This is a genomic window from Flavobacterium sp. AC274 (genome assembly GCF_979258275.1).
Genome location: NZ_OZ409852.1, coordinates 4,652,489 through 4,674,718, shown reverse-complemented (window position 1 = coordinate 4,674,718; position 22,230 = coordinate 4,652,489). Strand labels below are relative to the sequence as shown.

18 protein-coding genes are annotated in these 22,230 nt (G+C 33.9%); 4 read left to right on the top strand and 14 right to left on the bottom strand.

Annotated elements, in window-relative coordinates:
• Nucleotides 1-144 precede the first annotated feature (144 nt).
• From ACZZZT_RS21215 to gltB, 4 genes are all read right to left on the bottom strand, one after another.
• Nucleotides 145-546 carry a hypothetical protein gene (locus tag ACZZZT_RS21215; protein WP_302095143.1) on the bottom strand — a complete coding sequence of 134 codons (402 nt, stop codon included), beginning with the start codon at nt 544-546 and terminating at the stop codon, nt 145-147.
• 369 nt (nt 547-915) lie between these two features.
• Nucleotides 916-2,139 (bottom strand): diaminopimelate decarboxylase, encoded by a 1,224-nt coding sequence (gene lysA / locus ACZZZT_RS21210; protein ID WP_042566561.1) that lies wholly within the window; start codon nt 2,137-2,139, stop codon nt 916-918.
• A gap of 305 nt (nt 2,140-2,444) precedes the next feature.
• Nucleotides 2,445-3,899 (bottom strand): glutamate synthase subunit beta, encoded by a 1,455-nt coding sequence (locus ACZZZT_RS21205; RefSeq protein WP_463461828.1) that lies wholly within the window; start codon nt 3,897-3,899, stop codon nt 2,445-2,447.
• A gap of 111 nt (nt 3,900-4,010) precedes the next feature.
• Nucleotides 4,011-8,528, bottom strand: a complete 4,518-nt coding sequence (gltB, locus tag ACZZZT_RS21200; protein WP_463461827.1) for a glutamate synthase large subunit — start codon at nt 8,526-8,528, stop codon at nt 4,011-4,013.
• 416 nt (nt 8,529-8,944) lie between these two features.
• Between gltB and sucC the strand changes: the two genes are divergently transcribed.
• Nucleotides 8,945-10,138, top strand: coding sequence for an ADP-forming succinate--CoA ligase subunit beta (gene sucC / locus ACZZZT_RS21195; protein ID WP_042566560.1), 1,194 nt, complete (start codon nt 8,945-8,947; stop codon nt 10,136-10,138).
• A gap of 360 nt (nt 10,139-10,498) precedes the next feature.
• On the opposite strand, the gene ACZZZT_RS21190 is transcribed toward sucC, so the two are convergent.
• Nucleotides 10,499-11,296, bottom strand: coding sequence for a DUF5694 domain-containing protein (locus ACZZZT_RS21190; RefSeq protein ID WP_463461826.1), 798 nt, complete (start codon nt 11,294-11,296; stop codon nt 10,499-10,501).
• Between the two features lie 221 nt (nt 11,297-11,517).
• Here ACZZZT_RS21190 and ACZZZT_RS21185 point away from each other — a divergent pair, with 221 nt between their 5' ends.
• Together ACZZZT_RS21185 and ACZZZT_RS21180 are read left to right on the top strand one after the other, a co-directional pair.
• Nucleotides 11,518-12,558 carry a sensor histidine kinase gene (locus ACZZZT_RS21185; protein ID WP_463461825.1) on the top strand — a complete coding sequence of 347 codons (1,041 nt, stop codon included), beginning with the start codon at nt 11,518-11,520 and terminating at the stop codon, nt 12,556-12,558.
• Between the two features lie 3 nt (nt 12,559-12,561).
• On the top strand, nt 12,562-13,269 hold the full coding sequence (locus tag ACZZZT_RS21180) for a LytR/AlgR family response regulator transcription factor (protein WP_463461824.1): 708 nt from the start codon (nt 12,562-12,564) through the stop codon (nt 13,267-13,269).
• 322 nt (nt 13,270-13,591) lie between these two features.
• Here ACZZZT_RS21180 and ACZZZT_RS21175 read toward each other — a convergent pair whose 3' ends face one another.
• Nucleotides 13,592-14,050, bottom strand: a complete 459-nt coding sequence (locus tag ACZZZT_RS21175; protein WP_042566559.1) for a DUF1456 family protein — start codon at nt 14,048-14,050, stop codon at nt 13,592-13,594.
• Nucleotides 14,051-14,091: 41 nt separating this feature from the next.
• Entirely contained in the window at nt 14,092-15,102 is a 1,011-nt protein-coding gene (locus ACZZZT_RS21170) for a dipeptide epimerase (RefSeq protein WP_463461823.1), read from the bottom strand.
• Between the two features lie 84 nt (nt 15,103-15,186).
• Between ACZZZT_RS21170 and ACZZZT_RS21165 the strand changes: the two genes are divergently transcribed.
• The gene (locus ACZZZT_RS21165; RefSeq protein WP_073393058.1) at nt 15,187-15,588 is read left to right on the top strand and encodes an excinuclease ABC subunit B; all 402 of its coding nucleotides are present in this window, start codon (nt 15,187-15,189) and stop codon (nt 15,586-15,588) included.
• Here ACZZZT_RS21165 and uvrB read toward each other — a convergent pair.
• From uvrB to ACZZZT_RS21130, 7 genes are all read right to left on the bottom strand, one after another.
• A complete protein-coding gene (uvrB, locus tag ACZZZT_RS21160; RefSeq protein ID WP_463461822.1) occupies nt 15,585-17,576 on the bottom strand; it encodes an excinuclease ABC subunit UvrB in 1,992 nt (663 codons plus the stop codon). The genes ACZZZT_RS21165 and uvrB overlap by 4 nt on opposite strands.
• A gap of 135 nt (nt 17,577-17,711) precedes the next feature.
• Nucleotides 17,712-18,650, bottom strand: coding sequence for an alpha/beta fold hydrolase (locus ACZZZT_RS21155; protein ID WP_463461821.1), 939 nt, complete (start codon nt 18,648-18,650; stop codon nt 17,712-17,714).
• Between the two features lie 67 nt (nt 18,651-18,717).
• Nucleotides 18,718-18,969: a hypothetical protein gene (locus tag ACZZZT_RS21150; RefSeq protein ID WP_073393062.1), complete on the bottom strand. Its 252-nt coding sequence runs from the start codon at nt 18,967-18,969 to the stop codon at nt 18,718-18,720.
• Between the two features lie 215 nt (nt 18,970-19,184).
• Complete coding sequence (gene rlmF, locus ACZZZT_RS21145; protein ID WP_463461820.1) at nt 19,185-20,138, bottom strand: 23S rRNA (adenine(1618)-N(6))-methyltransferase RlmF; 954 nt, start codon at nt 20,136-20,138, stop codon at nt 19,185-19,187.
• A 102-nt stretch (nt 20,139-20,240) separates the two neighbouring features.
• Nucleotides 20,241-20,789: a hypothetical protein gene (locus ACZZZT_RS21140; RefSeq protein WP_463461819.1), complete on the bottom strand. Its 549-nt coding sequence runs from the start codon at nt 20,787-20,789 to the stop codon at nt 20,241-20,243.
• A 161-nt stretch (nt 20,790-20,950) separates the two neighbouring features.
• The gene (locus ACZZZT_RS21135; RefSeq protein ID WP_463461818.1) at nt 20,951-21,613 is read right to left on the bottom strand and encodes a thiamine diphosphokinase; all 663 of its coding nucleotides are present in this window, start codon (nt 21,611-21,613) and stop codon (nt 20,951-20,953) included.
• Nucleotides 21,614-21,781: 168 nt separating this feature from the next.
• The gene (locus tag ACZZZT_RS21130) at nt 21,782-22,222 is read right to left on the bottom strand and encodes a DinB family protein (RefSeq protein WP_073393068.1); all 441 of its coding nucleotides are present in this window, start codon (nt 22,220-22,222) and stop codon (nt 21,782-21,784) included.
• Nucleotides 22,223-22,230: the final 8 nt, after the last annotated feature.

The window sequence follows — 22,230 nt, the reverse complement described above, 5'->3', positions numbered from 1 at the left end:
GAATATTAAATTTCAAGTTTTTAAAATTCCAAATTCCAAGCTTTGTCGAGTTACTTGCGGAGATTCTTCGTTCCTAAGAATGACATGATTACATAGTTTTACAAAAAAAGGTGATTTGTATAAGCAGTATTTAGAACATTGATATTATTGTTTTTTACTTATTTGAAATCCAAATTTTTCTATTTCTAAGGTATCAGTAATACGACTGTCTGGATCAACTATAATAGTTTTTGGATAATCGGAATTAAATTTAGCTAGGTAAAAAGAGTTAATTTTTAAATTATCAATACTTTGAGTTTCCTTGTCTGAATTTAATATACTATATTTTATTCCTGAGCCTGAGGTAGTAATTAAGGTATCATTTAAATAATAAGAAAAATAAAAATCGGTTGTTTTTGGAAACCTTTCTTTCTTTACATATTTGACAACAATATCTTTTCCTAAAGTCTTAATTTTATTCTGTATTCGTACTCCACGAATATGTAACGATCCAAATAAAATAATAAAGAATACTAGAAAATAATGTCCAAATTTAAAATTTTTCATCGACGATATGTTTGTTTTTTATCTAGCTAAAATATAAAACATTCTACTAACCTATTCGTGTAAGCAAACAATATTTGTCGATTTCTTGCGAGGATTTCTCCTTACGTCGAAATTACAAACGTGATGGCTACTTTGCGTGGGCTTCGACTTTGCTCAGCCTGACAATATTGAGCTTAGAATGTTATGATAAAAAATCCGTTTTAATCCGTGCTTTCGCAAAGCGAATCCGTGTCATCCGCGTTCTATATTGACGATTTGCTTTGTAGAGTTTCTTGCGAAGATTTCTCATTCTTCGAAATGACAAGATTGCGCAAAAAAATCCCGCCTCAATTAAGAAACGGGATTCAATAGATATTCTCTTTTTTTATTTTAAACTGTTGCAGCAATTTCTTGAGGCAACGGAATTTGATTTTTAAGTAAATCTTCGAAAGTTTCGTGTTGACGAATCAAGATTCCTTTTCCGTCTTTCCATAGAACTTCGGCTGGTTTGTATCTTGAATTGTAGTTCGAAGACATTGAGAAACAATATGCACCGGCGTTTCTAAAAGCTAAAATATCACCTTCAGTAATTTCTGAAATTCTGCGGTTGTTGGCAAAAGTATCAGTTTCGCAAATGTATCCTACAACAGAGTAAAAACGCTCTTTTCCTTTTGGATTTGAGATGTTTTCAATATAATGTTGTGAACCGTAAAACATCGGACGGATTAAGTGGTTGAAACCACTATCAACTCCGGCGAAAACTGTTGAAGTTGTTTGTTTTACTACGTTTACTTTTGCTAAGAAGAAACCAGCTTCGCTCACCAGGAATTTTCCTGGTTCGAAAATCAAGGTTAAATCTCTGCCATATTCTGCGCAGAAAGAATTGAATCTTTTTGATAATTTTTTACCTAATTCTTCAATATCTGTTTCGATATCATCTTTTTTGTAAGGAACTTTAAATCCGCTTCCGAAATCTAAAAATTCTAAATCTTTAAAATGTTTTGCTGTATCAAACAGGATCTCAGCTGCATACAAGAATACTTCGATATCTAAAATATCAGATCCTGTGTGCATGTGAATTCCCACGATGCTCATTTTTGTATTTTCAACAATTCGCAATATATGCGGTATTTGATGTACCGAAATTCCGAATTTACTATCGATATGTCCAACAGAAATATTAGCATTTCCTCCCGCCATTACGTGTGGATTGATACGAATACATACCGGAATTTGTGGATATTTTGTTCCGAATTGCTCCAGAATAGATAAGTTATCAATATTGATTTGAACACCCATTGCGGCAACTTCTTCGATTTCTTCTAGAGAAACTCCGTTTGGTGTAAAGAAAATTTTATCAGGATCATAGCCAGCATGAAGTCCCAATAAAACTTCTTGAATTGATACAGTATCTAAACCAGACCCCATGTTCTTTAATAACTGAAGAATCGCAACGTTAGACAATGCCTTCATGGCGTAATTAACTCTCAAGTTTTCTACCTTAGAGAAAGCTTTAGTTAATCTATTGTACTGTGATTGGATTTTTTCGGCATCATAAACATATAATGGACTTCCAAATTGGTCTGCTAACTGCAGTAGATCTTTTGCTTGCATTTTTATAAACTATTTTGAGCAAAGTTATTACACTTTTGAGTAACAGCAAATTTTTTGTAGAAAAATAACAAATTATAACAAATTGTTTAATTTTAAACAAAAATCGACTTATTTCGAATTTTTATAAAAAAATTTAGCCCACTGATTGTGCGGATTAAACGGATGGACACAGATTTTAATATAAAGATAAAAAAAAACTGCTTAAATCTGTTGAATCCGTGCAATCCGCGGGCTAAATTTCTGCAAAAAAAGCCGCTAAAATTCCAAGCATATAAACTCAGAACCTTAGCGACTTAGTATCTTAATTATAGAGTTGGTAAATCTCCGTTTCCTTTAGTTGGAAGGTTGGTAGAACCCATTAAGAACAAATCTACTTCTCTTGCCGCTTCGCGACCTTCAGAAATTGCCCAAACTATTAACGATTGTCCTCTTCTCATATCACCTGCAGTGAAAATGTGCGGAACATTTGTTTGATAATTTTTTGCCTGATAGTTGCTTCTCATATCTAATTCAAGACCTAATTGCTCGCTTAACGTTTTCTCCGGACCTGTAAATCCAAGAGCCAATAAAGCTAATTCGCAAGGCCAGATTTTTTCAGAACCTTCTTTTTCGATTAATTCAGGTCTTTGTCCTGGAGTCATTTTCCATGCTACTTCAACGGTTTTTAATCCTGTTAATTCTCCCTTATCATTAGAAATGAATTCTTTAGTATTGATTAACCAGTTTCTGTCGCAACCCTCTTCGTGAGAAGAAGATGTTTTCAACTGCAACGGCCAGAAAGGCCAAGGAGTTGATTCGCTTCTTCCAACCGGAGGTTTTGGTAAAATCTCAAAATTTGTTACCGATTTTGCACCGTGTCTGTTTGAAGTCCCAACGCAGTCAGATCCTGTGTCTCCACCACCAATAACGATTACATTTTTTCCGGTTGCTTTAACCTGATCAGGAATTGACTCTCCGTATAAAACTTTCGTTTGTTGCGTTAAGAAATCCATTGCCTGAACAACACCTTTGCTTTCGATTCCTTTTGTTGGCAAACTTCTTCTTTCTGTTGCTCCTCCGCATAAAACGATAGAATCAAAAGCGTTTAATTCTTCAATACTGAAGTTTACACCAACGTTTACATTTGTTTTAAAAGTAATTCCTTCAGCTTCAAGGATTGCTACACGTCTGTCGATAATTCCTTTTTCTAATTTGAAATTTGGAATTCCGTAACGTAATAAACCTCCAATTGCATTGTCTCTTTCAAAAACCGTAACGGTGTGTCCGGCTCTGTTTAATTGTTGAGCAGCTGCCAATCCCGCAGGACCTGAACCAATAACGGCAACAGTTTTTCCTGTTCTTGTTTTTGGTGCTTGTGGTTTGATCCATCCTTCTGCAAAACCAATTTCAACAATGTTTTTTTCGATGTTTTCGATAGAAACCGGATCTTTTATGATTCCTAATACACATGCTTTTTCGCATGGAGCAGGGCATAAGCGACCTGTGAATTCCGGGAAATTATTAGTAGACTGCAAAATTTCTAATGCACCCTGCCATTCTTCCTGATGTACCATGTCGTTGAAGTCAGGAATTAAATTTCCTAACGGACAACCACTGTGGCAAAAAGGAATACCACAATCCATACATCTTGAACCTTGTTCTTTTACTTTATCTTTTGCTAACGGAATAGTAAATTCGTTGTAGTTAGAAACACGTTCTGCTACTGCAAGATTACTTTCGTCGGCTCTGTTATATTCTTTAAATCCGCCTATTTTACCCATGACATTTTTAATTAAATTCCAATTTCTTTAAATTCCAAATTCCAATTTTTCATTACTATAGGCATTGATATTGCCATTGGAATTTGGAATTTTATTTTTTGAAATTGATTTTTATCCAGCTATTAATTCTTCTATTTTTTTCTCTTCTGCAATTCGTTGTAATGCTTTTTTGTAATCAGTAGGCATTACTTTTACGAAATGTTTCTGCTCATTTTCCCAGTCTGCTAAAATTCTTTTTGCTAATGGACTGCTTGTGTACAATGAATGGTTTTTAATCAATCGTCTTAGTTTTGTAACATCCTCTTCTTCTATCGGATCAAATGCAACCATTTCCATGTTACATAGAGTTGAATCAAATTTTTGATTTGGATCGTAAACATAAGCTACACCACCGCTCATACCAGCCGCGAAGTTTCTTCCTGTTTTTCCTAAAACAACCACTGTACCACCGGTCATGTACTCGCATCCGTGATCTCCAATTCCTTCAACAACAGCAGTTGCTCCAGAATTTCTCACACAAAAACGCTCTCCAGCCATTCCATTAATATAAGCCTCTCCGGTAATAGCTCCGTAAAGGGCAACGTTACCAATAATGATGTTTTCTTCAGGTTTGAAGGTTGCAGTAGGAGGGACTTTGATAATCAATTTTCCTCCGGAAAGTCCTTTTCCTAAATAATCATTACAGTTTCCGTGAATTTTAAACGACAATCCGTTTGTTGCAAAAGCACCAAAACTTTGTCCGGCAGAACCTTCAAAATCAACTAAAATAGTGTCATCAGGTAATCCTTGTGCACCATAGATTTTTGAGATTTCATTACTCAAAATGGCACCTACAGAACGGTCTGTATTTTTAATTTTAAATGTAACTCTTGTTTTTTCTTTTCTATAAATAGAAGGAATTGCTTCTTTGATGATTGCAAAATCCAATACATTTTCAAGTTGGTGATCTTGTTCAGTCGTATTGTGATTCGGAACCGTTTTCGCTTTTTCCGGTTTGTATAAAATTGATGATAAATCTAAACCATTGGCTTTGTAATGTTTGATCGCTTTGTTCACATTTAATTTTTGTGATTGACCCACCATTTCTTTTAAGGTTCTGAAACCTAATTGTGCCATGATTTCTCTTAATTCTTCAGCAATAAAATACATAAAGTTGATTACATGCTCCGGAGTTCCTTTGAAATTTTTTCTCAATTCAGGATCCTGAGTTGCAATACCAACCGGACAAGTATTTAAGTGACAAGCTCTCATCATGATACATCCCGAAGCTACAAGCGGTGCAGTTGCAAAACCAAATTCTTCAGCTCCTAACAATGCAGCGATAGCTACGTCACGACCTGTTTTCAATTGTCCGTCGCACTCCAAAACCACACGGCTTCTTAAATCATTTAAGATCAAAGTTTGCTGAGCTTCTGCTAAACCAAGTTCCCACGGAATTCCAGTGTGTTGTAATGAAGTTAATGGTGCAGCACCAGTTCCTCCATCATAACCAGAAATAAGAATAACGTCAGCTTTTGCTTTGGCAACACCGGCAGCAATAGTTCCAACACCCACTTCAGAAACTAATTTTACGTTTACACGTGCTTCACGATTTGCATTTTTCAAATCATAAATCAACTGAGATAAATCCTCAATAGAATAAATATCGTGGTGAGGCGGAGGCGAAATCAAACCTACATAAGGCGTAGAGTTTCTGGTTTCGGCAATCCAAGGCACTACTTTTTCTCCAGGAAGCTGACCACCTTCACCAGGTTTTGCCCCTTGAGCCATTTTAATCTGAATTTCTTTAGCATTTGTCAAATAGTTGATCGAAACTCCAAAACGTCCCGAAGCAACTTGTTTGATCGCACTGTTTCTGGAATCTCCGTTAATTTCTTTCTGGAAACGTTTTGGATCTTCACCACCTTCTCCAGAGTTACTTTTTCCGCCAATTCTGTTCATTGCAATTGCTAAATTCTCGTGTGCTTCTCTACTGATAGATCCGTAAGACATAGCACCTGTTTTGAATTTTTTCACAATTTCTGTCCAAGGTTCTACTTCATCAATAGAAATTGGATCTAAATTATTGAATTCAAACATTCCTCTAATAGTCATTAGGTTAGAGCTTTGCTCATTGACCATATTAGAGTATTCTTTATAACTTTCAGGACTGTTTAAACGAACAGCTTGTTGTAATTTAGCAATAGTTGTTGGATTAAACATGTGTTTTTCTCCGCCACGTCTCCATCTGTAAATTCCTCCAATTTCTAAAGGAAGCAAATTGGCCACTTTTGAATTTGGAAATGCTTTTTGAAAACGTTTCTTCACTTCTTTTTCTACTTCCATCAAGCCAATTCCTTCGATTCTTGAAGGTGTGTAAGGGAAGTATTTAGAAGTAAATGTTTTGTTTAAACCTAAAATCTCGAAAATCTGGGCAGCTCTGTACGAATGTAAAGTAGAGATACCAATTTTGTTCATGATTTTAACGATTCCTTTTGCAATCGCTTTATTGTAATTTACAATTGCATAATCAGCTTTTACACCTTTAATAAATCCTTGGTTAACCTGATCGTGAATGATTTCATTTACCATGTATGGATTGATCGCACTTGCACCATATCCAAACAATAAAGCAAAATGATGCGGTTCACGAGGCTCTGCAGATTCGATTATGATTCCGAATTTTGAACGAACCTGTAAAATGTTCAAAGAGTGGTGAATGTAAGAACAAGCCAATAACATAGGAATTGGAGCCATTTGCTCACTAACACCTCTGTCTGATAATATGATAACATTGCAACCTTCAGAAACTGCTTTGTATGTTGCCTGAACACATTTTTCAAGAGCGCGCTCTAAACCATTAACTCCTTTTTCTATTTTATATAAAGTAGAAATTGTAGCCGATTTAAAATCTGCGTGATCAATGTTTCTTATTTTATCTAAATCCTCGTTAGAAATAACCGGATTTTGGATTTTTAGTTTTTTACATTGTTTTGATTCAATTTCAAAAATATTGAAATCTCCACCAACCGCTAAACTGATATCAGTAATAATTTCTTCACGAATACCATCCAAAGGCGGGTTGGTAACCTGAGCAAATAATTGTTTGAAATAGTTGTACAACAATTGAGGCTGGTCTGATAAAACTGCTAAAGGTGTATCGTTACCCATAGAACTAATAGCTTCAGCTCCCTGACCACCCATTGGGTTGATGATTGTTTTTAAATCTTCAATTGTATAACCAAATAATTTTTGTCTCGTTAAGAAATCCAGTTTCTCAACAGGAGTTGGATTATTTGTGTACGGAACTTTAGATAAAGGCAATAAGTTTGCGTCTAGCCATTCCTGATAAGGGCGTTTTGTAACTATCGCTTTTTTAACTTCTTCATCCTCAATAATACGACCTTCGTTCATATCCACAAGGAACATTTTCCCTGGCTCTAAACGACCGTGCTGAATTACATCTTCGGGATCGATATCCAATACACCAATTTCTGATGACATGATTACGAAACCGCTTTTTGTTAAAGTATAACGAGAAGGACGCAATCCGTTTCTGTCTAATAAGGCACCAATTACGTTACCATCTGTAAACGGAATAGAAGCAGGACCATCCCAAGGTTCCATAATACAAGCGTTAAACTCGTAGAATGCTCTTTTTTCAGGAGACATTGTCTGGTGTTTTTCCCAAGCTTCAGGAACAACCATCATCATCGCTTCAGGCAATGAACGGCCAGTCATTAATAAAAGTTCCACCACCATATCCATAGACGCAGAATCTGATTTTCCTTCTAAGATAATTGGGAATAATTTTTTGATGTCTTCACCAAAAACTTTGCTTTGCATTAATTCTTCACGGGCACGCATACGGCTTACGTTTCCACGAAGCGTATTGATTTCACCATTATGACACATGTATCTAAATGGCTGTGCTAAATCCCATGAAGGGAAAGTATTTGTAGAGAAACGTTGGTGTACAAGCGCCAAACGAGTCACTAAATCGGGATCTTTTAAGTCAACATAATAACGGCTGATGTCTTCCGGCATCAATAAACCTTTATATATTATGGTAGTTGTCGATAAACTAGAGAAATAAAACATATGGCTTTCAGAGGTTTTTGATCCTCTAATAGCATGTTCAGCAATTTTTCTAGCTGCAAAAAGTTTTGCATTAAATTCATTTTCAGTTAACTCCTGACCGTTTTTGCTAACAAAAACCTGTTTAACTGTTGGTTCTTTTTCTGCGGCGATCTGCCCTAAATTCTCCACTTCAACAGGTACATCTCTCCAGCCTAAGATCTTTAAGTTCTGATCTTTAACTGTTGATTCAAATGTTTTCATGCAAAAAGATACCTGGTTTTTGCTTTTTGGTAAAAAAACCATTCCTACTGCATACTCACGCGTTTCAGGGATTTCAAAGTCACATACTTTTTTAAAGAAGTCATGAGGGATATCAAATAAAATTCCTGCTCCATCACCAGTTCGTCCGTCAGAACTCACTGCACCACGATGTTCCAATTTTATTAAGATGTCCAATGCTTTGTGAATGATGTCATTAGATTTAATACCATTCAAATTACAAATAAATCCTGCACCACAATTGTCGTGTTCAAATTCAGGCAAATAAAGCCCTTGTTCTTTAACTCTCATTCTTGATATTTTTTCTACAAAAATAAAGATTTCGTTAAACATAATGTATCAAAAATCTATTTTCACTTACATTTTTGTTGTAATAGTAGAAAAAGAGTTCTTAAATGATAATAACATTATAGAAACCATTGCTAAATGATAAAATCACAATATGTTTTAAATTATATTAGGAAAAATCCTTTGGGAGCTATTGAAATCACTGATTGTTTTGTTAAATTTCAAACGAAATAGTGTTTTTTAGTTAACAATTTACATACAATTGTTTAACCGTTTGTTTTCTTTTAAAAAGAATAACAATCTAATATGTATCAGAGTGGTTTTTTTAATTGAAAAACATTTTACTATTAAGTTGAATTTTGCTATTTTTGTCGCACTTTTATTCTGAACTAAATTCAGAACCAGACAAATTCTATATTATGAACATACACGAATATCAAGGAAAAGAAATTTTAGCAAGTTACGGAGTACGCATTCAACGCGGAATTGTGGCTAACAATGCAGTTGAAGCTGTGGCTGCTGCAAAACAATTAACTGCCGAAACCGGAACAGGATGGCACGTAATAAAAGCACAAATTCACGCAGGTGGTCGTGGAAAAGGTGGTGGAGTTAAGTTAGCTAAAAACTTGCAACAAGTTGAAGAAATTGCAGGACAAATTATCGGAATGCAATTGATTACTCCTCAAACTTCTGCAGAGGGTAAAAAAGTAAACAAAGTTTTAGTAGCTGAAGATGTTTACTATCCTGGTGAGAGTGAAACTTCTGAATTCTATGTTTCTGTTTTATTGAATAGAGCAACAGGTCGTAACATGATCATGTATTCTACTGAAGGTGGAATGGATATCGAAGAAGTTGCTGAGCACACACCACACTTAATTTTTACTGAAGAAGTTGATCCATCTGTTGGATTACAAGGTTTTCAGGCAAGAAGAATTGCTTTTAACTTAGGTCTTTCTGGAAATGCTTTCAAAGAAATGGTGAAATTCATCGACGCACTTTACAATGCTTACATTGGTTCTGATGCTTCTATGTTTGAAATCAACCCGGTTTTGAAAACATCTGATAACAAAATTATGGCTGTTGATGCTAAAGTAAATATCGATGATAATGCTTTATACAGACAACCAAAATATGCTGAAATGAGAGATATCCGTGAGGAGAACCCAATCGAAGTTGAAGCGAAAGAAGTAGGATTGAACTATGTAGATCTTGACGGTACTGTAGGATGTATGGTAAACGGAGCTGGTCTTGCAATGGCAACTATGGACTTAATTAAATACGCTGGTTTTGAGCCTGCTAACTTCCTAGACGTTGGTGGAACTGCTGATGCAAAACGTGTTGAAACTGCTTTCCGTATTATCTTAAAAGATCCAAACGTAAAAGCAATTTTAATTAATATTTTTGGTGGAATCGTTCGTTGTGACCGTGTGGCGCAAGGAGTTGTTGACGCTTACAAAAATATGGGTGATGCTATTAAAGTGCCAATTATCGTTCGTTTACAAGGAACAAATGCTGAAATTGCAAAAGAATTAATTGACAACTCTGGTATGCCAATCTTATCTGCTGTTCAGTTTCAAGAAGCTGCAGACCAAGTTAAAGCTGCATTATCTTAATCAAATAAGAAATTCAATTATATTAGGAATCCCTTCGATATTCGAAGGGATTTTTTTTGTTTTTAACCGCAAAGGACGCCAAGGTTTTTTGCCAAGGATTGTGAATACAAACGCAAAGTTAAATCAATAAAATTTCGCGGATTGTATTTCAGCATAGCCCGTGGTTTCAACCACGGGGACGTTCAGATATATTGTATGATATGCGTTGGGTTCCCGCGGTTGAAACCGCGGGCTATATTTGAAGATTGGTTTTGTAATTAAAATCTTTTTTATAAAGCAAAGTTGTTTGTCTAAAATAATTCGTGAATTCGTGGCTAAAAAACCTTGCGTGCTTTGCGTAAACCTTTGCGGTTAAATTAATTATTTCAAAACTGTAGACAATTCTACAAGTTCAAATGTTGGATCATTTTCGATAAATTCTTTCAGCATTGCAGCATGGCCTGCACCAAGTAAAACCATTATTTTTTCGTCTTTGCTTTCTGTTAATTTTTGAACTAAAGAATACATATATAAGTTTCGCTTGTACCAATTTGCAACTAAAGAAGCACCTGTAAAATCATCTGGTTTTCCGGTTCTGTTTGCGACTTCTAAGTACCATTGTATATTCTCTCTGTCAGTTTCTTTTTTATTAAAGTAAAGCATAAGTTCGGTTAAAGTACTTTTTGAAATTCTTTCGTTTTGATCCTTCTCGAATTTTTCCGTCATTTTTGTGTTCTTTTCCATTAAATCCTTCTGATCCGCTTTTTCCATGCTCATCATTAAACTGTCATATGGAAAACGAGTACGGTAATCAATTCCATATAATCTTTTGTGATTCAATTTTTTTGCAGTACGAAGTGCTAACTGCGTAATTTCATTTTTACTATTTTTAAAAAGACTGTCTGTGTTTTTATTATAAAACTTGTCTAATTCATTTTGTTGGGCAAATTTCCATTCGACAAAAATTTTATCTGGTCCAAATTTCTTGATTTTGTCACTTATGGTTTCAAGTTCTTTTTGGCTTTTCTCAGACATAATGTTGAACGTTTTGATTTGAGCGATATCATTTCCCGGATTTGCAAAATGAAAAGTTCCGATTAACAGAATTTGTTTCTTTTTCGTTTGAGCAGATGATAGGTTAAATGTAAAAAGGACTAGTAATAAAATGATTTTTTGCATGGTGATTTTGTATTTAAATTCATTGTAAATGTAGAGGCAGATTTCAAGCGTTTTTTTCGTTTTTGATGAACTACAAGTTTCATTGGATCAACTGCTGAAATTTTGCTTTCAAAATGTTTGTATAAAGTTTTTCATAGTTTGTCATCAAAAAAGTAGGGTTTCATATAAACACTGTTTTTATTTAAAGTCATAATTGTATTTTTGAACTTATAACTGATATTATGAAGCTTAAAATTCCTTTTTACTACCATATCATTCTTTTTCTCGGATTGTTTTTAACTTACTGTCTCTGGGATTACGGAATCAACAACCGAATTGAGATGGTACAGGAGACCACGTTCTATTTCTGGATGACCTCGACTTTTATTCTTTCCGTTTTTGTGGTTTATATTATCAATTTTTATACGGTATGCGATTGGTTTCTCAATAAAAAGAAAATTCATTTTTACTTTTTGAGTATTCCATTTTCTTTACTCATTTTTGCGGGTGTCAGATACTTTTTTCAGGAAGTGATTATGTTTCAATTTACGGGAGTTCATAATTATTCTGAAAGAAGCAGAGAAATAATCTTTTACATTAAAGACAATTTTTTCTTTGGTTTACCGTCTGTTATTTTTAGCATGCTGAGTTATTTGTTTTGGCAGTTCCAGCATACACAGCAACAAAATCAGGAATTACTTTTAGAAAACAAAAAAGCTGAATTTCAAATGCTGAAAGCGCAGGTTAGTCCGCATTTTTTGTTTAATACATTAAATTCTTTTTACAGTCAGCTGATTCTGAAAGAAGATGAAATGGCGGCAGATGTTTTGGTTCTTTCTGATTTGCTTCGCTACGTCATTACAGAAACAGACAAAGATGAAGCGGTGCTTTCAAAAGAAATTCAATTCATTCAAAACTACATTCATTTGCAGAAAAAACGATTTGAAGATCAGTTGTTTTTGGATTTTACTATTCAAGGAAATTATTCGAATGAAAAAGTTCTTTCGTCGGCATTAATTCATTTTGTAGAGAATGTTTTTAAGCATGGAAAATTTAATAGTGAAGAAGAAAAAGCCGTTATTTCAATCCGCATAAAAGAGGATTTTTTAGAAATTTCAACTTTTAATTATAATGTTGGAGGTGAAAATTATTCTTCAACCGGAATTGGTTTTGAAAACCTGACAAAAAGGTTAGAGTACACCTATAAAGACCAATTTGTACTTGAAAAAACAGAAGAAAACAATACCTTTAAAACCTATTTAAAAATACCACTAAAAAAATAATTTATGGCTTTAAAATGTATTATTGTTGATGATGAACCGCCTGCAACGCGTATTCTCGAAAATTATATTGGAAAAGTAAATTTCTTAGAAAAAGCAGCCGTTTTTAATGATTCATTAAAAGCATTAGAATTTTTAAATACACAAAATGTCGATGTTATTTTTTTGGATATTCAAATGCCTCAATTGACAGGTTTGCAGATTTCAAGAATCATTTCAAAAGATATAAAGGTGATTTTTACCACAGGATATCCTGATTTTGCTTTAGAAGGATTTGAGTTAAATGTGGTTGATTATTTATTAAAACCAATTTCATTTGAACGCTTTTATCAGGCTGTCACAAAATTGAATTCCGGACACAAAACGGTTGTTGCTGCTCAGAATACTGCACCCGATTTTTTATTCATTAAAACAGATGGAAAGAATAAATTTCAGAAGATTTTTCTGAGTGATATTTTGTATGTAGAAAGTCTTCAGAATTATGTTTGTATTCACACGAAACAACAACAGATCATTACACATTCATCCTTAAAAAATGTAGTAGAATCATTGCCTTCAGCAGATTTTATTCAGATACATAAATCATATGTTATTTCTTTGAAACATATTGAATCAACAGATAATTTTTCTGTATTTATAAATGGAAAAGAACTGCCAATTGGTGCCACTTTTAAGGATTCTTTCTTTGAGAAAATAGAAGAAAATAAAATTTAGGTTTTTTGATTTAACCGCGAAGAGCGCAAGTTTTTTGTTTATAGGATTTTATATAAACGCATCCCGAAGCCTTGGGACGCAAAGCTTTATGATAAAACTTTGCGAATATAGCCCGCAGTTTCAACCGCGGGGATGTCCAGATATATTGTATGATATGCGTTGGGTTCCCGCGGTTGAAACCGCGGGCTATATTTGAAGATAGGATTGTAGTTATAATAGTTATAATCCCTTTAAACGGAAAAGTTCGCAAAGCTAAATATAGCCTTGCGAACTTTGCGTAAATCATTGCGCTCTTTGCGGTTAAACCACGTATCGAACGAAACTATTTTTTATTTTTACCGTTTTTGTAAACCACTTTTTCTACAACCTGAATTTTTGGTGAAGCTGGTTTTTTCTTAAAAGGTTTTTTAGCCGCAGTTCCTGTTTTAGAAGGTGCTTTATCGCCTCTTCCTTTTTCAGCATCTTTTGGACTTGCTTTAAATTCAGGTCTTTCTTTAGAAGTTTCCTTTTTTGGGATTTCAGCTTTATGCTTTGCTAAAACGTCATTCGGGTTTTTAGGGTTTTCTTTTGTACCTCTCAAATGAATTACCAATCCGTTAAGGAAATTGCGCAAAACCTGATCTCCGCATTCCATGTAATTCTCATGATCTTCAGCTCTGAAAAAAGCTCCTAATTCTGATTTTGTAATTCTAAAATCGACTAATTCTAAAATTTCAACTATTTGGTCATCACGGAGCATCAAAGCCACGCGAAGTTTTTTTAAAATATCGTTGTTCGTCATCGTTTAATTTTTTACAAAGGTACATTATTTTAAAAAGAATGTCAGAACAAAATTACTCCCGTTCCCGTTCTCTCAGGATAATATGTTTTTCCATTTTTAATAGTAACACCGCTGGCAATATCTTCTGCCAATAATAAAGCGCCATCCATATCGACGTAATCTAATTCAGGAAGCAAATGTGCGATTGCACAAATTCCAACAGTCGATTCTGTCATACAGCCCACCATTGTTTTTAATCCCAGTTTTTTAGCTTCGGCAATCATTCTTTTTCCGGGTGTAATTCCGCCGCACTTCATCAGTTTTATATTAACTCCATGAAAATGATTGTGACATTTCGCAATATCACTTTCAGTAATACAACTTTCATCGGCTACAATGGGTAAAACCGAGTTTTTAAAAACTTCACGTTGTCCTTCCCAATCATTTGCTTTTAAGGGTTGTTCGACAAATTCAACATTCAAGCTTTTTAAAATTTCAGCATTCGACAAAGTTTCATCGACTGTCCAGGCGCAATTGGCATCAACCCTAAAAATGGCGTCGCTGTGTTTTCGTAATTCTGTTACGATCGCAATATCATCAGGAGTTCCCAGTTTTATTTTATAAATTGGCCACGGAAGTTCTTCCATTTTGGCAATCATATTTTCAATGCTTCCAATACCAATTGTATAATTCGTTAACGGATTATGTGAAATATCATAATTCCATAATTCATATAATTTCTTGCCCTTTTTTCGGGCATATAAGTCATGATAAGCATTGTCTAAAGCGCATAAGGCAAAAGGGTTATGGACTAAATGGGAACTTATTTTGTTCCAGAATTCATCAGGAGTTTCGTTTGATGTTGCTTCAATTAAAGTTCGGATCTGTTCAATATCATTTTGAAGAATTTCAATTGTAATATTATAGTACGGATTAGAAGTTGCTTCTCCAAAACCTGAAAAATCATCTTCCTGCAATTCAACAATAAGAGAAGGCTGAAAATCGATTGATTTTCTTGAAATTCTAAAAGTATGTTTTAATTTAAGGTCGTAGGCTCTTATTATTAGTTTCATATATGACAGTAAATATATTTGAAGCGTACTATTTTTTGTGTTTTATGTTTAAAAACAATATTTTAGCTAAAAATAATAAATTTGATGAATACCGAAGAAGAAAAGAGAAGTTTACTTTTAGAAATGATTGCTTTTTCGACAGTCGATGGTGAGTTGCACAAACGCGAATTAGAATTCTTGTGGCTTGTAGCACAGGAATTAAATATTGACCAGAAGCTTTTTCAGGATTTATTTCATCAGGAAAACATTCCACAAATTATAAAATCAGAATTTCAGCGTATTCAGCAGTTTTACAGATTGGCTTTGATTATGCATTGCGATGGAATTTTGCATGAAAAAGAAGCAAAAGCAATTCAGCAAATTGCCATTGAAATGGGATTAAACCCAACGGCTACAAAACGTGTTTTAGATTTAATGAAAAATGCCCCAAATGCAATGATTGATCCTAAAAAGCTATTAAAAGTTTTTCAGGAACAACACAATTAAGGCAATTGTTCCTGTAATTTTTTAATATCATCACGCAATTTTGCAGCCTGAAGAAAGTCTAATTCTTTTGCCGCTTTCTCCATCGATTTTCGTTTTTCACGAATCATTTTTTCTAATTCTGCTTTTGACATATAAGCCGTTTCCGGTTCGGCAGCAGCAGAAAGTGTATGTCCTAATTCGTATTCTACTAAAGGATTTTTGGTAAACGCACTTTCGATTTTTTTGTTTAAAGCCTGAGGCGTAACATTATTTTCGACATTATAGTTTATTTGTTTTGTTCTTCGATAATTCGTTTCATCAATCGTTTTCTGCATGCTTCCCGTAATTTTATCAGCATACATAATGGCTCTTCCATTTAAATTTCTTGCTGCACGACCAATTGTTTGGGTCAATGATTTATGATTACGTAAAAAACCTTCTTTATCAGCATCAAGAATTGCTACAAGCGAAACTTCAGGCAAATCCAGACCTTCACGAAGTAAGTTTACGCCAATTAAAACGTCAAAAATACCTTTACGTAAATCCTGCATAATTTCGATTCGTTCCAAAGTGTCAACTTCTGAGTGAATGTAACGGCAGCGAATGTTTACTTTGGTTAAATATTTGGCTAGTTCCTCAGCCATTCTTTTGGTTAAGGTAGTTACTAAAACTCTTTCATCTAACTCGCAGCGTACCTGAATTTCTTCAATTAAATCATCAATCTGATTTAAACTCGGTCTAACTTCAATAACCGGATCTAATAATCCTGTAGGACGAATGATTTGCTCGACATAAATTCCGTCAGATTTTTGTAATTCATAATCAGCCGGAGTTGCCGATACATAAATGACCTGATTTTGCAAGGCTTCAAATTCTTCAAATTTCAAAGGTCTGTTGTCCATTGCGGCAGGTAAGCGGAAACCATATTCAACCAGGTTTTCTTTACGGCTGCGATCGCCTCCGTACATGGCATGAACTTGCGAAACAGTTACGTGACTTTCGTCAACCACCATTAAAAAATCGTTCGGAAAATAATCTAACAAGCAGAAAGGTCTTGTTCCCGCTTGGCGTCCGTCAAGATAACGCGAGTAATTTTCAATTCCGGAGCAATAACCCAATTCCCGAATCATTTCTAAGTCGAAATTGGTTCGTTCTTCCAGACGTTTTGCTTCCAGATGTTTTCCTATTTCTTTAAAATAATCAACCTGTTTTACCAAATCCTGCTGAATTTCCCAAATAGCACCTTGTAAAACTTCCGGAGAAGTCACAAACATGTTGGCGGGATAAATAGTTAGTCTTTTGAATTTTTCAATAACTTGTGAGGTCTTAGCATCAAAGGATTCTATTTCTTCAATTTCATCACCAAAAAAATGTATTCTGAATGCATCATCAGCATAACTTGGATATACTTCTACAGTATCACCTTTAATTCTGAATGTTCCGGGATTAAAATCTGCTTCAGTTCTGGCATATAAACTTTGTACTAAACTGTGCAATAGTTTAGTTCTAGAAATAACCTGATCTCTGAAAATTTCGATTACGTTTTTCTTAAATTCAACAGGATTTCCAATACCATACAAACAAGAAACCGAAGCTACAACCAAAATATCACGACGTCCAGAAAGAAGGGAAGAAGTAGTACTCAAACGCATTTTTTCAAGCTCTTCATTGATAGATAAATCTTTTTCGATAAAAACACCTGTTACGGGCATAAAAGCTTCCGGCTGATAATAATCGTAGTAAGAAACGAAATATTCAACGGCATTATCAGGAAAAAACTGTTTGAATTCTGAATACAACTGTGCAGCCAAAGTCTTGTTATGTGCCAAAACTAAGGTAGGTCTTTGTACTTCCTGAATCACATTGGCAACTGTAAAAGTTTTACCGGAACCCGTAACTCCCAATAAAGTTTGATATTTATCACCATCGACAATACCTTGCGCCAATTTTTGTATGGCTTGTGGCTGATCGCCTTTCGGACTATATTCTGAGGAAACTTGAAACTTCATTTTTGGCGTATGAAAAATTTGGTTTTGTAAAGATACGAAGTTTGGAATCTATAAAAAAGGATCGCCACGAATTCACGAATTTCGATTTTTACATAAAATAATTCGTGAACATTCGTGTAATTTGTGGCTAAAAAACTATTTTAAAAAATCAATCATAGCATCATTCACAATTTTCGACTGATCAATACTTAGAAAATGCCCCGCATCTTTTATTGTTTTTGTTTTATTGTGGGATAAATACTTTTGTGCGCGCTCTAAACTATCTTCGGCATTTATAACATCTTGATCGCCAATTATAACCAAAACCGGATTGTCAATCATTTTTAATTCATCATCTGAAAAAGGATGCATTTTAAGCATGCTAGAATTTGATTTTGCGTATTTGTTGGCTAAATAAAATTGTCTTTTATAAACAGGACTAATTTTTTCGGGATGCGTTGAAAACGTTTCTAATGTTTTGCCGAATTTCTTTTCGCTTGGAAAAAGTTTCAGCATTAATGCTGATGACGTTTTGCCGACTTTATCGATAAATTTAAAAGTTTGTGCCGGACTCAGTAAAACAATTTTATCTATTGAATTTTTTCTTTGTGTGGCTAATAATGTAGCAATCCAGCCTCCGCGTGATGCCGCAACAATATCAAAGTTCTTTAATTTATAATGATTGAAAATTTCGTTATACAAAATAATAATTTCTTCTGGTGAAAGGGGTTTTGCGCTCAAGGTAGATTTTCCAGGTTCCATCATAAAGTCGATGGCGTAAACACGATGGTTTTTTGCTAAAGCTTTAATATTTGGATACCACATTGTTGAACTGGCATCCATTCCGTGAAGTAAAACCAAAGGTTTTTCATTTTTTGGTCCGGCCATAATAACGTGAGCTGTTCCAAAACTAGTTTTTATATCTTCTTCGGTATAAGGAACATCCCAAAGTTTGAGTGCCTTGTTGTAAGAAGTTATATAAGCGTTTTTTTCTTTTTTTGTCTGAAAAACATAATCGTCAAATTTTACTTTTTTGGAGGAAGCACAACCAACAATTAGAAACAATAAAAGAAATTTAGGTAGTAATTTTGACATAATGGTGAAATTCAATTTACATTAAAGGTAACATTAATATAAATTTCACGAGTATTATAATTTTGATTTAAAGTATCAAAATTATAATATTTTTGAATTTCTGCTGATATGTCTTAATTTTCTCTTTAACCTCATTATGAGAATAAAAATTTCCATTCTGAATTTCTTGTTCGGCTACTTTTAGTTCTTCATTATATTGTTCCTCATAATTTTTAGGAGTGGTTTTTCGGCAATCCAAAATTGTTTTCAAAGCTGATGATTCATCATCAATTTTTGCTACTTCAGAAATCAAAATATTTTTAAGTTCAAGGGTATTCATAAAGTTATAATTTGTAAACAACAAAACAATTTAATTAATAAGCATAAAAAAAGGGCTTTTTAAGCCCTTTGGTGTTTTTAAAAATAGACCCTGAAAGCGATGTATCCAAAATACATTTATGGTAGATGTTTCACCGCCACGCTGAATGAGGTATTACCTATTTATTTGTACAAAAATAATGCAAAAAAGTAAACAAAAATAAATACGTAAGAATTTTATTCTATTTTAAATGTTTTTTGCTGCGCCTCGCTCAAAAAAGTCCACGCTACAATTCGGCTTGTTTTTTGGCCTTGAGCCATATCAATTGTTTTTATTGAAGCTGCGTTTACTTTATTTAAGGTTCTATAAATGCTCGAAAGATTATCTCTTTTTGAAACCAAAGTTGTAAACCATAAACATTGCATTGCATATTTGGCGCTTTCAAAAATCATTTGGGTTACAAAGCCAAGTTCTCCTCCGTCACACCATAATTCGGCATTATGTCCTCCGAAGTTTAAAACCGGATTTGTATTTTTCTTTTCCTTTGGATTTAAGTTAGATACTTTTCGAACCGTACTTTGATTGGCGTCTTCGGCAGAAGAATGAAAAGGAGGATTACAGATCGTAAAGGTAAATCGGTCTTCCGGAGTAATAATGTTTTTAAAAATAAAACGTGATTCGGTTTGTTGCTGTAAACTTATCGCATCGATCAATTTTGGATTTGCTTCAATAATTTTGCTGCAATTTTGAATAGCGTTTAGATCTATATCTGTTCCTACAAAACTCCAGTCGTAAATGGCATTTCCTAAAATTGGATAAATACAATTGGCACCAGTTCCTATGTCTAAACCTAAAACTGAAGAACCTTGCGGAATAATTCCGTTATTGGTTTCTGCTAGTAAATCAGCTAAATAGTGTATATAATCTGCTCTTCCGGGAATGGGCGGACAAAGATAATTTTTAGGAATACTCCAGTTTTGAATATCGTAATACGTTTGTAATAATGCTTTGTTAAGCAATTTTACAGAAACAGGATTACTGAAATCAATAGTCTCACTTCCGTGAATGTTGATCGCAACGTGATTTTTTAGTTCTGGACAATTCGCGATAAGAAGTTCAAAATCATAACGGGAACGATGAAGATTTCGAGGATGTAAAATATTTTTTTCAGAATTGTCTGTTGCTTTCATTTTGTGAATTTGGGTGCAAAGATAGTCATTCCTTTTTCTTAAAATCACCATTTGATTTTAAGATCAGTTTTGCTCTGTTCTTTTATTATTCTAAAGTGCTATTTATTGAAAAATTGATTTTTCAAAGTTTTCAATTAGGAGGGAACCCTTTTGCTTATCTGTGTATTGAAAGTATACTGTAAAAACTTTATTTTTTATAAATGCTCCATAAACATCAGTACTTAGATAAGAATTATCGGGAAAGTTATAGTCAAATTTTGATTTGTTAAATTCTAAATTTGATATCTGTATTTTATCATTAGAATTCTTGCCAGTTATTTTTAGTTTTTTTGAATGAATCTCATTCATGTTTTTCTTTAAATTCATAAAGGCACTGGACTTTTTTAAATCAAAATCCCTATATGCTACAAAATAATTTAAACTGTCAAATCTCATTACGACTATTATCTTAGAATTATCTTCGGTTTCTATTTCGTATCCTTTTTTTCTATTTTCTTCATTTTTTTCTTTAAGCCAAGCCTTACTTTTAATTATAGTGCAGCCTTCAGGAACATTGATTGTCCAATTAAATTGACTGTCTTTGAAAGTTTTATTTTGTGCAAAAGAATAATTTATTATAAATAATACTACTAGGATTAATTTTATTTTCATTGATTGGTTTTTATAAATTGTGGCTTCTTGTTTGTGTTTTAACGTAATTTTCTGCAATAAATCATCTTATGGAAACGATTGCCCTAGCCCTGATAGAAGCGGTATCCTTTTTCTGGCTTTTTAGCCAGAAAAAGATACAAGCGGATAGCAGGAAACAGCTTCTAATCAATACATTCCATCAATAATAAATCGCCATTATTGTGCGTGATTGTTACAAGTCCGTCTTGAGCGACTGAATTGCTGCTGCCGGTTCTGTAGCCCATTGTAAGCGTATCATTTTGCAGAGGATATTGTAAATTTTTTGAATAAATACCGTTTACAACCCCAATTGGAATCAGGGAAATGGGAGTTTTTGCCGTATACCATTTCTCAAATTTATTGGGTAATAAAAATATTTTAGAATGATCGTCGAGAATTACAATTTTAAGTAAATTGCGATAACGAACGATATTGGTCAGGTTTGTAATGGTATGATCTGCGCGTTTTCCGGTCGCCCAAACAACGTTTACGGCAGGAATTTTTCTTTCGATTAAATAATCAAAAGCTTTTTCAAGATCTGTTTTGTTTTGATCCGGCGCGTATACAATTTCGATTGGATATTGCGAGGTTTTATAAATTTCGGGATCAAAACCACGATCAAAATCACCTAAAAGTACGTCGACTTTAATGTCCAGTTCGATAACTCTTTCAATAGCAGAATCAAGCACGACAACAAGCGGAGACCATTCCAGCAATTGTCCTAATAATTCGGGATTGCAAGCAGCTCCGTTGGCAATAATTAAAGCAGGTTCCTGATCGTCGCGAACTATATGGTGTGATGACATGCTGATTTTTTTGTGATGCAAAGGTACGGGTAGTATTTTAGATTTTAGAGTTCAGATTTTAAATTTTTGCCACAGATTAAGAGATTAGCATAGATGAATCTTTTAATCTGTGGCAAATATTTTTAAATATGCGTTTTTTCAATCTAAAATCTAAAATGCAATCTAAAATTAAATAAGACGCCTATGATAATTAATTTGTCCTAAATGATACGCCAAATGTGTGGAAAGATGAACCAGAAAATACCCTGTTGTCATTTCTTTTTCAAAAACAATTTGTGGATAAACAGCCTCTAAATCTGCTTCTGTTAATGAATCGAGAGCGTTATTGACTACTAAAATTGTAGCATCAATTTTGCTGATTAATTCTGATTTAGGAATATCTTTTAATGAAAATTCTAAAGGTCTGTCACGAATATAACCTGTTTTCCCAAGTTCGGCACCAATATAAGTATTGATGTTTCCTATTAAGTGCAAACAAAGATTTCCTGCAGAATTTGAAATATTTTTATCAATTGCCCAAAGCTGATTTTCACTTTGGTACGATTCTATCTCTATTTTAAGTTTGTTCAGGTCGCGGTTAAATAACGATTTTAAAGTTTCGATAAGCATAATCTTAT

Coding starts and splice junctions, on each gene's coding strand:
- ACZZZT_RS21215 (WP_302095143.1), bottom strand. CDS start 546: ATGAAAAATTTTAAATTTGGACATTATTTTCTAGTATTCTTTATTATT.
- lysA (WP_042566561.1), bottom strand. CDS start 2,139: ATGCAAGCAAAAGATCTACTGCAGTTAGCAGACCAATTTGGAAGTCCA.
- ACZZZT_RS21205 (WP_463461828.1), bottom strand. CDS start 3,899: ATGGGTAAAATAGGCGGATTTAAAGAATATAACAGAGCCGACGAAAGT.
- gltB (WP_463461827.1), bottom strand. CDS start 8,528: ATGAGAGTTAAAGAACAAGGGCTTTATTTGCCTGAATTTGAACACGAC.
- sucC (WP_042566560.1), top strand. CDS start 8,945: ATGAACATACACGAATATCAAGGAAAAGAAATTTTAGCAAGTTACGGA.
- ACZZZT_RS21190 (WP_463461826.1), bottom strand. CDS start 11,296: ATGCAAAAAATCATTTTATTACTAGTCCTTTTTACATTTAACCTATCA.
- ACZZZT_RS21185 (WP_463461825.1), top strand. CDS start 11,518: ATGAAGCTTAAAATTCCTTTTTACTACCATATCATTCTTTTTCTCGGA.
- ACZZZT_RS21180 (WP_463461824.1), top strand. CDS start 12,562: ATGGCTTTAAAATGTATTATTGTTGATGATGAACCGCCTGCAACGCGT.
- ACZZZT_RS21175 (WP_042566559.1), bottom strand. CDS start 14,050: ATGACGAACAACGATATTTTAAAAAAACTTCGCGTGGCTTTGATGCTC.
- ACZZZT_RS21170 (WP_463461823.1), bottom strand. CDS start 15,102: ATGAAACTAATAATAAGAGCCTACGACCTTAAATTAAAACATACTTTT.
- ACZZZT_RS21165 (WP_073393058.1), top strand. CDS start 15,187: ATGAATACCGAAGAAGAAAAGAGAAGTTTACTTTTAGAAATGATTGCT.
- uvrB (WP_463461822.1), bottom strand. CDS start 17,576: ATGAAGTTTCAAGTTTCCTCAGAATATAGTCCGAAAGGCGATCAGCCA.
- ACZZZT_RS21155 (WP_463461821.1), bottom strand. CDS start 18,650: ATGTCAAAATTACTACCTAAATTTCTTTTATTGTTTCTAATTGTTGGT.
- ACZZZT_RS21150 (WP_073393062.1), bottom strand. CDS start 18,969: ATGAATACCCTTGAACTTAAAAATATTTTGATTTCTGAAGTAGCAAAA.
- rlmF (WP_463461820.1), bottom strand. CDS start 20,138: ATGAAAGCAACAGACAATTCTGAAAAAAATATTTTACATCCTCGAAAT.
- ACZZZT_RS21140 (WP_463461819.1), bottom strand. CDS start 20,789: ATGAAAATAAAATTAATCCTAGTAGTATTATTTATAATAAATTATTCT.
- ACZZZT_RS21135 (WP_463461818.1), bottom strand. CDS start 21,613: ATGTCATCACACCATATAGTTCGCGACGATCAGGAACCTGCTTTAATT.
- ACZZZT_RS21130 (WP_073393068.1), bottom strand. CDS start 22,222: ATGCTTATCGAAACTTTAAAATCGTTATTTAACCGCGACCTGAACAAA.